At 72.0% G+C, this 15,065-nt stretch carries 4 protein-coding genes; 1 reads left to right on the forward strand and 3 read right to left on the reverse strand.

What is annotated here, in order from left to right; genetic code table 11:
• Positions 1-73: 73 nt before the first annotated feature.
• The 3 genes from ASF27_RS18680 to ASF27_RS18690 all read right to left on the reverse strand — a co-directional run bounded on the left by ASF27_RS18680 (position 74) and on the right by ASF27_RS18690 (position 8,275).
• Positions 74-1,816 (reverse strand): tyrosine-protein kinase domain-containing protein, encoded by a 1,743-nt coding sequence (locus ASF27_RS18680; RefSeq protein ID WP_056362386.1) that lies wholly within the window; start codon positions 1,814-1,816, stop codon positions 74-76.
• Positions 1,817-1,934: 118 nt separating this feature from the next.
• On the reverse strand, positions 1,935-3,263 hold the full coding sequence (locus tag ASF27_RS18685) for a polysaccharide biosynthesis/export family protein (protein WP_162238653.1): 1,329 nt from the start codon (positions 3,261-3,263) through the stop codon (positions 1,935-1,937).
• A gap of 395 nt (positions 3,264-3,658) precedes the next feature.
• Positions 3,659-8,275: a MupA/Atu3671 family FMN-dependent luciferase-like monooxygenase gene (locus ASF27_RS18690; protein WP_082479333.1), complete on the reverse strand. Its 4,617-nt coding sequence runs from the start codon at positions 8,273-8,275 to the stop codon at positions 3,659-3,661.
• Positions 8,276-8,573: 298 nt separating this feature from the next.
• Between ASF27_RS18690 and ASF27_RS18695 the strand changes: the two genes are divergently transcribed.
• Positions 8,574-15,044, forward strand: a complete 6,471-nt coding sequence (locus ASF27_RS18695) for a type I polyketide synthase (RefSeq protein ID WP_056362392.1) — start codon at positions 8,574-8,576, stop codon at positions 15,042-15,044.
• Positions 15,045-15,065: the final 21 nt, after the last annotated feature.

The raw sequence follows: 15,065 nt of genomic DNA on the forward strand, positions 1-15,065 counted from the left end.
TGGACGGCAATCCGCTGCCCCGGAAGCACCGGGGAAATGAGACCGGGTCCGCCGGTCCGATCCAATGCACCGATCAGGCGCGAGCACCGGCCCGGCCGCTCGCGCGGTACAGGAAGGCGGCGGCCGGGGAGCCCGCACGGCGGAGTGCGGCGACGTTCACCCGATTGAGGACGGTACCCAGCAGCTTGTCCCGAAGCAGGCCGGCTTGCGCGACGCCGATACCCAGATGCTCCGCCTCGACCTGTCCCCAGCCCGCGACCAGGATGACGCCGCCGAGATACTGTACCGCCGCTCGCACCTCGGCGCCGGACGCGAGGGGGGCGAGGTCGCAGATGACGTAATCGTAATCCTTCTTCGTCCCCTTGAGCAGGGTGTGCATCGCCTCGGTCCAGATCGGCGCGCTGCAGTGGGACGCGGCGTGGCCGATGGGCAGGAAGTGGAGCCCGTCCGCGGGGTCGGTCTGCACGAGGTCGGCGGGCCGCGCCTTGCCGACGGCGAGGCATTCGATCAGGCCGTCCTGCGACTGGCGCAGCAGCCGCTTCGTGAGCCCGGAATCCGTGGCGTTGCAGTCGATGAGCAGCACCCGCTCGCCGCACGCCGCGATGACGTGCGCGAGGTTGGCGGCCACCGTGGAGGCGCCCTCCCCCGGGAAGGTCGAAGTCACACCGATCCAGCGCGGAGCCCGGCCGGCGAGGCCCGCGTCGATGGCGACCTTGGCGTGGCTCATCGTCTGGGCGAAGGCCGAGAACGGATGCTTCGCGGCGTAGCCGCTGAGCGGAAGCTGCCGCAGCAACGGGCCCTTGCGGCGCAGGCGCTCGCGCCAGCTGCGCAACCGCGCGACACGGTGCAGCCGCGGCACGATGCCGAGACATTCGGCCCCGGTGGCCCGCACGATCTGCTCGGGGCTCTGCACGGTGCGGTCGAGCATCTGCCGCAGCAGGGCGTAGGTGACCCCGAAGGCGCATCCGGCCAAGGCCGCGAGCGCGACGATCAGGAGACCGCGCGGGTTGCTCTTGTCGGTGGGAGGGGCGCCCTGGGCGATGATGCGCGTCTTCGGCCCGACATCGCGCAGACGCTCGCGCAGCCAGATGCTCGCCGATTGCGCCGCCTCGATCCGCGCGGCGACCTGATCGTCGACATAGGCTCGGGCGATCTCGTTGGCGATCCGCGCCGCCTCTTCGGGATCCGGGGCGGTGGCGACGATCATCACGATGTTGCTCATGCCGACCCGTTCGACGCTGTAATCCTGCTGCAGCCGTCGCATGGCAGCGCGACGCATCTCCCCCGGGTTGCGGGGCCCCTCCGCCGCGGCGGGCTGGAGCGCCTCCGCGATGCCGCGCAATGCGCCGTCGAGGGGGCTGCGTGCCGCACCGTCCGGTTCTTCGGGGATGAGCCCGGAGACCCAGCTCGCGGCGCCTTCACGGAGCCGCTCGACGAGACCGGGCATCTCCGTGCTGCTCTCGGCGAGCCGCAGACGATCGACCACCGCAAGGGCGATCCTCTCGGAGCGCACGATCTGCATCTGCGTCTCGAGGAAGGACGGATCGGGCAGCGATTCGGCGAAGAGCGCGTCGTCCCGGCTGAAGGTCAGCTTCAGGTTCGTCAGCAGGAGTTGGGTGTGCGACTTGTAGATCACCGGTCGCATGACGACGTAGACCGCCGCCAGCGCCGCGCAGACCAGCGCCAGCTTGACGATGAGACCGAGCCGGCGGTGGACCGCGCTCATCATCCAGCGCCAGTCGATCGTTTCGCCCTCCCCCCCGAGGAAGAGCGGGTTGCCCACGAGGCTGGCGGGACTTCCCTTGACGTGCAGCATCGTTCTCGGCCTTCGATTGAAGCGGGTTTCGTCGGGGGCGTCAGGGCCGTTTCGCCCCGGGTTGCCCGTATGAATACCTGCCGCGGAGCGTCCGGCGCCCGGCTCTCCCTCGGCGGTTTCAGCGCACCACGTCGGCGGTGCGCTTCGCCCGCGCCTCCTCGGCGACGCGCGGGACCGGGGGGCGGGTCTGAGCCATGGCGGGCGTCGATCCCTCGCGGCGCTGCAGCTGCACCTTGAGGATGTCCCCGGGCAGCACGGGCGTCGTCTCGAACGCCTCGAACTCCCGGGTCTCGCCATCCTCGACCCGCACGACCGAGAACGTGAAGTGCACGGTGGGCTCGCCCCGAGCGCTCAAGGTGCCTTCGCCGGCCTGAGCGAGGCTTTCGCGCACGATGCGCTCCGCCGAGGCGATCCGGCCGTTGGTCTCGGTGATCTGCGTCTGGGTTTCCAGAAGGTCGCGCAGGGCGGCCACCGTACGCTCGGAGCGAACGGTGGCGAGGGTCCGCTCGGCGGTGTTGATGTTCTGGCGGGCCCGCAGGGCCAGGGTGTCGAACTCCTTCTGCTCGCGCTCGATCTGGGCCAGGGTGCGCTCCAGCGGCAGGACGCGCGACGTCGCGGTCAGGCCGCGGACGATGAGATCACGCACTTCGGCAAGCTCGCGCAGGACCGACTGCCGGAGCTTCTCCGTCGCCTCGCGCTGTCCCTTGAGGGAGACGATCTCGTCTTGATGCAGGGTGATGGACTGCTGCAGGGCCCGCAATTCGCTCTGCTGGTGCCCGCGCTGAGCGCGCAGCATCGACTGTTCGCTGCCGGAAAGGCCCGGCGCGGTCTCAGGCGCGGCTTCCGCCCCACCGATGGCGGCGGCCGGTTTCTCGAGCCAGGCGATCTCGGCCTTGAGCCGCGTCTCGCGGGCGGCGAGTTCCCGGCTCCTCTGGGCGAGGATCGGCAGCTCTCCCTCGGTCTTCAGCCGCTCCTGGACCACCGAGAAGGTCATTGCGTCCGGCCGGCGGTAGGCCCCCCCGGCGATGCTGACGGCGTTGAGCACCAGCATGCCCGGCCGATAGGCGTACTCGCCCGAGCGCTCGACGCTTCCGATGATGTAGTAGGGGCGGTACTGCGCCACCCCGACGGCGGTGTTCGGCGGTTCCGACAGGCCGGCTCGCGTCCTGAGGCGCGTCGAGATCTCCTGGGCGAGGTCGGCCGGCTGGAGGCCGGAGACCGGCACGTCGCCGATGAGCGGCAGCGAGATCAGCCCGTCCGCGCCGACGGTGAATTCGCCGGTGAGGGCCGGCCATTCGTAGACGTGGATGCGCAGGCGGTCCTGGGCGCCGAGCCGGTACTGCACGGCATCGGTGGCCCGAAGCGGGGTCGATCCGATGACGCACAGCCCGAGGCACAGGGCGGCGCGCAGGTGATTGACGGACGAGGTGATGCTTGAGGGGAACATGGCCAACCCATCGCTGCCGGTCGCCGGAGGATCATAGCTGCGGCCAAGATCGGGCCCGGACTCGGCCATTCGAGGATCGGAGCGCAAAGGACGGATCACCCGTGGGACAGGGATCCGTCCAATGGGGCCGGGACTACCCCCTTGGACTGAGGGCCCGGCGCGGGGCGGTCGCACGGTGACTTCCAGCCGGGATCTCCGGGACGGCGTAGGGCCGGCCCCCGGCGAATCGCTCGCCGTGAAGCCGGCCCCGTGATGGCCGGTCCGCGTGCCGTCGATGGGCATCGCGGGTGTCGTCGGAACCCGGCGTGCCCCCTTCGCTCGGGAACGCCGCCGACCTGAGACGCCCCGGTGATTTGGGACGCTCCGCCGGTTCGGCGATACGGCGTCCGGCCGCTTCAGCCGGATGCCGTATCGCGCACCGAACCCGCGCGGGCCCGGAGCGCGTTGCGCCGCTGGGCGGCACGGTCGGAGACGCTCGCCAGCGCCGCTCCGGCGGCGGCGCCGTCGGCGAGGTGGCGAGCCAGCGCCCGTGCCGTGGGGAAGCGGAACAGGTCGGTGATGGCGAGACGGGGCGCGAGGCCGGCCTTCAGGTCGCGATGGGCCTGAACCGCGAGGAGCGAGTGACCGCCCAGGGCGAAGAAGCTGTCGCCCGGACCGACCCGCTCCAGGCCGAGCACCCGGCGGAAGATCTCGGCGATCGCGACTTCGAGGGCGTTGCCCGGCTCGCCGGCCTCCGCGACCGCGGGCGCCACCATCGCCGCGACGGGCGTCGGCAGCGCCTTGCGGTCGATCTTGGCGTTGGGCGTCAGCGGAAGGCGGTCGAGGGCGACGAAATGGGTCGGGACCATGATCTCCGGCAGGGTGCGGCCAAGCGCTGTGTGCAACGTCTCCGCCGCCGGGGCCGGCCCGTCCGGGACGAGGTAGCCGACGAGGCGCTGATCGCCCGGCCTGTCCTCCCGCACGGTGACAACCGCCTCACGCACCCCCGGACAGGCCCGCAGGGCCGCCTCGATCTCCCCGAGTTCGATCCGGTGGCCGCGCAGCTTCACCTGATGGTCGAGGCGTCCGAGGAAATGCAGGGTGCCGTCCGCCTCGAACTGCGCCAGATCGCCGGTCCGGTAGAGCCGTCCGCCCGACACGAAGGGATCGTCGAGGAAGCGCTCGGCCGTGAGGTCCGGGCGATCGAGGTAGCCCCGCGCGACCCCGGCGCCCCCGATGTAGAGTTCGCCCGGGCAGCGGGGTGGCATGGGCCGCATCCGCGCGTCGAGGACGTAGAGCCGCGTGTTGGCGATGGGGCGGCCGAGGGGCACCGTCCCGGCGCAGGCCACGGCCTCCTGCGTCGCGGACCAGATCGTCGTCTCGGTCGGGCCGTACATGTTGGTGATCTCGGCAATGCCCGCCGCCCGCAGATCGGCGAGCAGATCCCCGGACAGCACCTCGCCGCCGACGTAGAGGTGGGACAAGCCCGCCAGCGCCGCCCGGTCCTCGGGCGCCATCAGCATCATGCCGGCCATGGACGGCGTGCATTGCAGGTGCGTGACCCGGTTCCGCCGGATCTGTGTGCCGAGCCCTTCGGGCTCGCTCGTTGCCGTGGAAGGGACGTTGCAGGCGGCCACCACGGCGGCGAGCGGGCGGAGGCCGTCGAGCACGGTCGCGGTCGGGAGGCCGAAATCGATGAGGCAGGCGATCTCGTCGACGCCGACGTCCTTGATCTGCGCCACCCGCGCCAGGGCGTCGGCCTCGGTTCCGAACAGGCCGCTGTCCTCGAAGTAGCGTTCGAAGGCGAAATCGAGGATCGCGTCCATCTCCTCCGGGGCGACGGCCCGCAGGTCTATGGCCATCGGCTGGGTGATGCCGGTCGGGCGTTTGAAGGCCGGGAATGCCCAGGCGTACTGCTTGATGAGGGCCGCGGCACTGCGCAGGTAGTCCCGCATCGGTTCCCGCGTCAGCGCCCGCACGGCGTCCCGGTCCTCACCGAGGAACGTGTGGAGCATCAGCGTGACGGTGTGGGCGGCCGGGTCGTGGCCGGCCTCGACCAGGGCGCCGCGATAGAGGGCGATCTTCTCGGCCAGTTCGTCGATGGACTGCCCGAGCAGATGGGTCAGCAGGTTGGCGCCGAGGCGTCCGGCCTCGCGAAAGCTCTCGGGGTTGCCGGCGGTGGTGATCCAGACCGGCAATTCTCTCCGGACCGGGCGCGGCTGCGTCACCACGTCGACCGTTCCTCCGCCGGGCGCCTCGAACGGCACGGCCTCGCCGCGCCACAGGCGCCGCACGGTCTCGACATCGCGCAGGAGGGCCTCCTTGTTGCGCGGCGGCGCATTCTCGGGCCGCAGCACGAAATCCTCGGGCATCCAGCCGGACGCGAAGGCGATGCCGGCACGTCCCCCGCTGAGGTTGTCCACCACCGCCCATTCCTCGGCGACGCGGGCCGGATGATGCAGGGGCAGGACGCAGCTGCCGCCCCGGATCTCGACCCGCCGCGTCACCGCCGCCACCGCCGCACCGGTCACCGCCGGGTTCGGGTAGGGCGCACCGAAATCGTGGAAGTGGCGCTCGGGGGTCCAGACCGCCGTGAAGCCGTGGGCGTCGGCAAAGCGCGCGCTCTCCAGGAGCAGATGATACATCTGCGCGTCGGACCGGTCCGATTGGCCCCAGTGGAACAGGCTGAAGGCCATCGGACCGGCAGTTCGCGCCCGTGCCGCACCGGTCGGGGCCGCGGCGACGACGACCTTGAAGCCGCGCGCGAGGGTCCAGAACAATTCCAGCACCGAGATGTCGAAGGACAGGCTCGTCACAGCGAGCCAAGTCGGCTCAGCCTCGTCGTGTGCGATCCGCGCATCCATGCCGGTAAAGAAATTCGCGACGTTGCGATGCTCGATCACCACGCCCTTCGGACGCCCCGTCGAACCCGAGGTGTAGATGACATAGGCGGCGTGCGCCGCCGTGACGCCGGATTCGGGGCGAGTTTCCGGGAGATCCGTCGCGTCGGCGTCCTCGATGGACAGAACCGTCCCGGGCGTGCCCGGCACCAGACCGGCGAGGGCCTCCTGTGTGAGGACGACGGACAGGCCGCTATCCGCGATCATCAGGGCGAGGCGCTCGCGCGGGTAGTCGGGGTCGAGGGGCACGTAGGCGCCGCCGGCCTTCTGGATCGCCAGCGCCCCGACCACGAGGTCGAGCCCCCGGGCGACGTAGAGCCCGACGGGCTGGTCCGGTCCGACGCCGTGGGCCCGAAGCGCGTGGGCGACCCGGTTGGCGCGCGCGTCGAGGTCGCGGTAGCGCAAGGTCTGCGTACCGCACACGAGGGCGGTGGCATCGGGCGTGCGATCGACCTGGCGCTCGATCAGCGTGTGGAGACAGGCGGTCTCGTCGTACGCCGTCCCGGTGCTGTTCCAGTCGAACAGCATCCGCTCGCGCAACGCCTCCGAGATCAGCGGAAGGTCCTCCACCGGACGATCGGGTTCGGCCGCGTAGGCGGCCGCCAATGTCTCGAGACGCTCGGCCAGGGCCTCGGCCTCCGCCGCCGGCAGGCGACCGGCATCGTAGACGATCAAGGCCTCCCCCGTGCCCGCCACCAGGGTGAGCGGACAATCCGGGAGCGCGTGCTCCGGCGCGGGGGCTGTGGCCTCGACGAGGCCGATCCCGTAGCGCGAGGGGGAGAGCCCCGGGGTACGCCGTGGCAGGTCGGCGAAAGCGGTGGCATGCGCCCGCAGGGAGGCGATCTCGGCCGCGACCGCGCGTTCCAGGGCCACCCCGGACACGCCCTCGGCCTCGATCCGCATCGGCTGGACGGCGGCGAACAGCCCCGGATCGGTGCGCCCGGCCGCCCCCACCGTCGCGTCCGCGTAGGCGACGTCGAAGCGGGGCTCCCCGGAGACGCGGGCGAGATAGGCGGCGAGCGCCGCGATGGCGCGGACGCCCGACAGCTCCGGCGGCAGCGCGAGCGGCAGGCTCCGCATGACCGCCGCTCCCGTCCCCGGGGGCCGGATCTCCGGCAGTGCCAGCGGTGCCAGACCGGCGAGGCGTGCCCGCGTCCAGGCCTCGTTGCGGGCCGCCGCTTCGGTCATGGCGGCGAGGCGTTCGAGTTCGTCGGCATCCGGCACCGCCAGGGTATCGCCGACGGCACACCGTGTGTCTGGATTCACGGGTGCGCCGTCCCCATCGGTCAAACCCTCGATCCGAATGGCCTGGTCCAGGGCCGCCACCGTGAGCCCGTCCGAATCGACGCCCAGCACCGTCCCGGGGGGGGACAGCGTCAATGCGCCGGTGGGCGCCACGGAGGCGACCGCGTAGGCGTCCGCGCCGATGCGGATCTTCGGAGTAACCAGGGGATTGGCGTATCCGGGCCCGAAATCGAGGGCGCGGGCGAACCTGGCGAGATCGGCTCCGGACCGGTCGAACCGGAGCAGACCGGCGGCGGCCGGGCGCCGATGCCGGCGGTACATCGTGAGGGCGCCCGCATCCTGCGGCCGGGGTACGAGCCCGCCCGCCTCGATCCCGTCGAGCAATTCGCCGAAAGCTTCGATCCCGGCCTCGAAGCAGCGGCTGTTGAGGGTGAAACCGGTCTCGTCCGGGGCGATGTCGAAGTGGCGCGCGACGTAGATACCGCCCGCATCGATCGTGTCGGTCATGGCGTGCCAAGTGATCGCGTGCGCCGTCTCGCCGTTCAGGATCGCCCAGGCCGGTGTGTTGACGCCGGCGTAGCGCGGTAGCGGACCGTCGTGGAAGTTCGCCGCTCCCTCCAGGGCTCTGCCCCAGACGCTGCGGGGCACGATGCGCAGGTTCGCGATGGAGAGGAACCAGTCGTAGTCGAACTCGGCCAGCGAGGCCGCGACCTCGCCCTCGGCGCCGACGACGCTCAACCCGACGCCCTCGGCCCAGCGCGCGACCGCATCGCTCCCCGTGACCACCGCCATCACGCGGTACCCGCGGTGGAGCGCGATCGCGCCGCACTGCACGAGCAGCGACTGGTCGCCCATGAGAACGAGCCGGATTTCGGAGGGAGCCCTCATCGCACGTCACCTCGGTTCGGAATGCGCTGGCCCAAACGGCTGCGGCCCGTGTCCGGGGCCTTTTTCGAGCCGGGCCGCCTCCGGTCTAGGTCGGGGGCCGAGCGAGGCTCCACGCCTTCAATCGGGCGACGCCTACGCCTTGTGGACAGGGGGATTCACCGCATGGGGAACGGGCAGGCCGCCTTTTTGGCCGGACCGCCCATGGGGCCGGCCTCGCTAGCGTGAGGTCCATGCCCGGTGCCCCGCCGCGAGGAGGAGCCGGAACCAGGGTCACGTCGCAAGGGAGCCCGTACGTCCCATGTCCGCGTTCACGCAGCAGGCACCGGAAGCCGAAATCCACGACGTCGACAGCTCGGAGACCGACATCGCCGTCATCGGTATGGCGCTGCGGGTCCCGGGGGCCCGCAACACGCGGGAATTCTGGGAGAACCTGCGCGGCGGCGTCTCCTCGATCCGCCGGCTCTCGACGGAGGAGCTCGACGCCGCCGGCGAATCGCCCGCCCGCTATAGCCTGCCGAACTATGTGCCGGTCTCCGCCGACTTGCCCGACATGGAGATGTTCGACGCCGACTTCTTCGGGATGAGCCCGAAGGACGCCGCCGTGATGGACCCCCAGCACCGCCACTTCCTCGAATGTGCCTGGGAGGCGATGGAGAGCGCCGCCCGACCGCCGGAGTGCGAGGCCGGGCCGGTCGGCGCCTTCGCCGGCTGCGGCATGGGCAGCTACTTCTACGACAACGTCCTCAGCCATCGCGATCTGGTCGAGCAGACCGGCCTGTTCCTGCTGCGGCACACCGGCAACGACAAGGACTTCCTCACCACGCGCGCCTCGTTCCTGTTCGACCTGAAGGGGCCGAGCGTGAGCGTGCAGACGGCCTGCTCGACCTCTCTCGTCGCGGTCCACGCCGCGTGCCAGAGCCTGCTCGCCCGCGAATGCGACATGGCGCTCGCCGGCGGCGTCACCATCGAGCTGCCGCACCGGCGCGGCTACCTCCATCAGGACGGCGAGATCCTCGCTCCGGACGGTGTCTGTCGCGCCTTCGATCATCGGGCCGCCGGCACCGTCTTCGGCTCCGGCGTCGGCGTCGTGGTGCTGCGCCGGCTCGCCGACGCCCTGCGCGACGGGGACCCGATCCAAGGCATCATCAAGGCGACGGCGATCAACAACGACGGTGCCGAGAAAGCCGGCTACCTCGCCCCCAGCATCGACGGGCAGGCCCGCGCCATCGTCGAGGCGCAGGGCCTCGCCGGGATCGGCGCCGACGCGATCCAGTACGTCGAGTGCCACGGCACCGGTACCTACTTGGGCGATCCCATCGAGATCGCGGCGCTCACCCAGGCATTCCGCCAGAGCACCGGGCGCAGCGGCTTCTGCCGCGTCGGCTCGGTCAAGACCAATATCGGGCATCTCGACACGGCGGCGGGTGTCGTCGGCCTGATCAAGGCCCTGCTCGCCCTGCAGCACGGGGAGATCCCCGCGAGCCTCGGCTTCGAGCGGCCGAACCCGTCCATCGATTTCGCCGGCAGCCCGTTCGCGGTCGCCGACCGGTTGACGCCCTGGCCGCGGATCACGGGGCCGCGCCGGGCCGCCGTGAACGCCCTGGGCGTCGGCGGCACCAACGCCCATGCGATCCTCGAAGCCCCTCCCAAGATCGCCGCGTCACCCGCCGGGTCCGGCGGCCCGGAGCTGATCCTGCTCTCGGCCCGGAACCGCGCTGCCCTCGACGCGGCGGGCCGCGACCTCGCGGCCGAGCTCGAACGCCGGCCCGAACTGTTGCTCAGAGACGCGGCCTACACGCTGTTCTCGGGCCGCCGGCACTTCGAGCACCGCCGGGTCCTGGCGGTCGCCGACCGGGCCGAGGCGATCGCGCTCCTGACCGGTGGGAACAGCCGCCGCAGCCACACCCATACGGTGGTGCCGGAGGCGTCCGGCGCCGTGTTCCTGTTTCCGGGCGGGGGTGCGCAGCACCCCGGCATGGCGCGCGGCCTCTACGACGGCGAGCCGGTCTTCCGTGCCGCCGTCGACGAGGGCCTCGGCTACCTGCCGCCGGCGGTCGCTTCCGAAATCCGAGCGCATTGGCTCGGCGCGTCGTCGCACGGGGCGGAGGCCGCCGCGTGGCTGCTGCGCCCCTCCCGCCAGCTTCCGGCGATCCTGATCTGCGAGGTCGCCCTCGCCCGGCTCTGGTCGAGCCGGGGCCTCACGCCCGCGGCGCTGATCGGCCATTCCATGGGCGAGAACGCCGCCGCCTGCGTCGCCGGGGTCATGACCTTCCGCGAGGCGGTCGGTCTCGTGCGCCTGCGCGGCGAATTGTTCGATACGGTGACGGGCGGCGGCATGCTCAGCGTCGCCCTCGACGCCAGCCTCTTGCGCACCCGGCTGCCGGCGGACCTCGACCTCGCCTCCGTGAACGGGCCGGGGCTGTGCGTCGTCTCGGGGCCCGAGGCCGCGCTCGCGGCGTTCGCCGCGGCGCTCGCCGCCGAGGGCGTCGAGGCGGCCCCCGTCGCCATCGCCATCGCCGCGCATTCGCGGATGCTCGACCCGATCCTGCCGCGCTTCGAAGCCTACCTGCGCACGCTGGACCTGCGCACGCCCATGATCCCGGTGGTCTCGAACCTCACCGGAACATGGCTCACCGATGCCCAGGCCCGCGATCCGCACTACTGGGTCTCGCACCTGCGCGGGACGGTGCGCTTCGCCGACGGGCTCGCGCTCCTCGCCGCCGACCGGGCACGCGTCTACGTCGAGGTCGGCCCCGGTCGCGCCCTGTCGTCCCTCGTGAAAGCACAGGGGACGATCCCGGCCGATGCCATCCTCAACACGCTGCCGCATCCCGACGAGGCGACGGATGTCCGCCTGTCGTTCCTCGCCGCGTTCGGCCGGGCGTGGGCGACGGGCCTGACGCTCGATCCGGGCCGGCTGTGGGCCGGGCGCGGTTGCCGGCGCGTCGCGCTGCCGACCTACCCGTTCCAGCACAAGCGCTACTTCCTCGATGCCGTGGCACGGCGTGCGTCCGACCCGGCCGAGGCGGTGCCGACGCGCCGGCCCGATATCGCCGAATGGGGCTACCGACCGGTCTGGCGCCAGTCGGCGGCGCCCCTGGAGGCACAGTGCGATCCCCTGCCCCGCACGTGGCTGGTGTTCCACGATGGGGAGGGCGTCGGCCCGGATCTCATCGCCCGCCTGCGCACCGCCGGCCATAGGGTCACCGAGGTGGTGCCGGGCGATCAGTTCGGCCGCCGTGGCCTCGACTCTTACGCACTCTGCGCCGAAGAGGGCCGGCCCGCCTACGAAGCCCTGGTCCAGGCCCTCGACGCGGATGGACGCCGGCCCGACCGGATCCTCCACCTGTGGCTGCTGACCCGGGAAGAGCGGGTCCGGCCCGGGTCGAGCGCCTTCCACCACACCCTGGAACGCGGCTTCTCCTGCCTCGTCGGGCTGATGCAGGCGTTGGGCGAGGCCGCGCCGGTCCACGTCACCGTGGTGACGAACGGCATGCAGGCCGTCGGCGGTCGTGTGCCCGCCCATCCGGACAAGGCGACGGTGCTCGGGCCCGCCCTGGTCATTCCGAAGGAGATGGCGGGCGTCACCATCCGCACCATCGACATGGATTGGCCCGAACCCGCCGCTCCGGCACGCCTCGGCCGGCGGCCCCGCCCCGCAGCGCCGGAAGGCGGCGACCTCGAACGGCTGTGGGACGATCTCACCGCCGAGCCCGGCACCGAGACGGTGGCCTACCAGCGTGCGCGGCGCTGGACGCAAGGTTTCGCCCCCCTCGCCCTCGACGCGGCGGAGGCGGGCCGCGCGCGTCTGCGCGAGGGTGGCGTCTACCTCGTCACCGGCGGCCTCGGCGACATCGCGGGCACGATCTGCGAGGCGCTGGCGCGGCAGTACCGGGCGCGCCTCGTGCTGGTCGGACGCTCGATCCTGCCCGAGCGCGACCTGTGGGACGATCTCCTGCGGGTCCATGGCATCGAGGGGCGGACCGGCCGCTCGATCGCGCGGATCCGCCAGCTGGAAGCCCTTGGGGCGGAGGTGCTCTACGGGTGCGCCGACGTCAGCAATCCGGAGGAACTGCACGCGATCATCGCGCGGGCCCACGCCAGGTTCGGGCCGATCAACGGCGTGATCCATACAGCCGGCCTGGTGCGGGACGGCCTCGTCGCCATGAAGTCCGAGGCCGACATCGAGGCGGTGTTCGCCCCGAAGATTCAGGGCACGCAGAATCTGCACGCCCTGCTGCGCGACGACCCCCTCGATCTGTTCGTGCTGTTCTCCTCCACCAGCGCCGACACCGCGCCGGCCGGTCAGGTCGATTACGTGGCGGCCAACGCCTACCTCAACGCCTTCGCGGAGGCGGCCGCCGGGCACGGCACCTGCCGGACGGTGGCGATCCACTGGGGCATCTGGAACCAGATCGGCCTCGCCGCCCGCTCCGTCGCGCCCGCGCGGACGCCGCCGGTGCGGCCGGCACCGCGCGGTCCGCTGTTCACGACCTGGGCCGAGGACGGGGCCGGCGGCACTTGTCTGGAAGGGCACTGGAGCGCGACGGACCATTGGATTCTCGACGAGCACCGGATGGCCACGGGCGAGGCGATCTGGCCCGGGACCGGCTATCTGGAAATCGCCGCCCAGGCCCTGCGCGAGCACGGCATCGAGGGCGGGTTCGCCCTCGAGGATCTGATCTTCCTCCGCCCGCTGCACGTGCCGGACGGTGAAGCCTGCCGGGTTCAGGTGCGCCTGGAGCCCGACCAGGACGGTTTCCGCCTCGACGTGCGCAGCCTCGTGTCGGCGGGCGCCCGGACGGGGTTTCGCCGCCACGCGCGCGCCCGGATCCGTCTGCTCCCTGCCGCATCCCCGCGCGGAGATGCGCCACAGGCCACCGGGACGTTGCCGTCGGCCATTCCCTCCGTACAGGAGGCGCATCTGCGCTTCGGGCCGCGCTGGCGTGTCCTGCGCGACCTTGCCATCGCGGACGGTACCGCGACGGCGCGCCTCGCCCTCGATCCGGCCTTCCGGGCCGATCTCGACACGGGCTACCGCCTGCATCCGGCGCTCACCGACATCGCCACCGGCTGCGCCATGGCCCTCGTGCCGGCCTACGATGCGGGCGCGGCCCTCTGGGTGCCCGTCTCCTACGGACACGTACGGGTGCATGCCTCGATGCCCGCCGAGGTGACGAGCCGGATCCGGCTCGGCGTCGCCGAGGGCGGCGAGGGCTTCGCGAGCTTCGACGTGGTGATCACCGATGCGGCGGGCGAACCCGTGCTGGAGATCGAGGGCTTCACCGTGAAGCGCCTCGACGGCGGCGTCACCCTGGGCGCGTCCGATGCCGGCATCGAGTTCGCGGCCCCGCGCGCCGATCCATCGCAGGCGTCGTCGCCGGCGGTGCAGGCCCTCGCCGCGATGGTCCGCCAGGGCATCCGCCCCGAGGAGGGCGTCGAGGCGCTGTTCCGGGCGATCGGGGCCGGACGGCCGCAGGTCATCGTCAGCTCGATGGATCTCGAGGCCCTGCGCGCCCGCGCCGCCGCGCCGCCCGCCGAGGCCGCCGCCCGGACCGAACTCTTCGAACGGTCCGGGAACGAAGCCGCCTACGTGGCGCCCCGCTCCGAGACCGAGCGGGTGCTCGCCGGCTTCTGGACGGAACTCCTCGGCATCGGCCGGGTCGGCATCGAGGACAACTTCTTCGACGTCGGTGGTCATTCCCTGATCGCCGTGCGCCTCCTGCGCAAGATCCGCGCGCGCTTCGCCACCGATCTGCCGATCTCGGTTCTGTTCGAGGCGCCGACGATCGCGGCCTTCGCGGCCCTGCTCGGAGACCGGCCCGAGGCGGCGGCACTTTCCGGGACGGGCGACGCGGTTCCGGCCCCGGCGGAGGCGGCGCCCAGACGGCTGCACGTCGTGCCGATGCGGGTGCGGGCGGACGATGCGCGCACGCCGTTCTTCCTCTGTGCCGGCATGTTCGGCAACGTGCTCAACCTGCGCCACCTCGCGCTCCAGCTCGGGAGCGAGCGGCCGGTCTACGGCCTGCAGGCCCGCGGGCTCTACGGCGAGCACGCTCCCCACGAGACCTTCGAGGACATGGCACGGGACTATTGCGCGGAGATCCGCGCGGTCCAGCCGCGGGGGCCCTATCTGCTCGGCGGCTTCTCCGGCGGCGGCCTCGCGGCCCTGGCGATGGCCCGGCGCTTGGCGGAGGAAGGCGAGGCGGTGCCGGTCGTCCTGCTCCTCGATACGCCGGTTCCCCAGCAGGTGACGCTCTCCCTCTCCGACCGCCTCGCGATGAAGGTGCAGGAATTCCGGTCGCAGGGGGGGAGCTTCCTCGGCGCTTGGATCAAGCGGCGCGCCCGCTGGGAGGCGATGCGCCTGCGCGAACGGATGCAGGCGCCCGAAACACTCGGGACCGAGCAGTTCCACGACGGCGCCATCGAGGCCGCCTTCCGTCGTGCCCTCGATCGGCTCGTGCTGGAGCCGTATTCCGGACGGGTCGTCCTCTACCGGCCGGAGGTCCAGGTCGCCCACCGCCTCTCGGGAGGACGCCGATTGGATGTGAACCGCTCCCTCATCCTGGAGGACAACGGCTGGGCGCCCTACGTGCCGGACCTCGATATCGTTCACGTCGCCGGCAACCACGACAGCATGGTGCTGGAGCCCAACGTCCGGGTGCTCGCCGCCCGGATGCGCCGCCATCTCGCCGATGCCGAGGCGGCCCCGGCCGAGCCCTCCCGCTTCGACCCCTCCCGATCCGCGCCCGCCGCGGCCCTTGCCTGATCGGCCACGCCCGATGCGGCG

The sequence above is a fragment of the Methylobacterium sp. Leaf102 genome (genome assembly GCF_001422425.1).
In the GTDB taxonomy this organism is placed as follows: Bacteria; Pseudomonadota; Alphaproteobacteria; order Rhizobiales; family Beijerinckiaceae; genus Methylobacterium.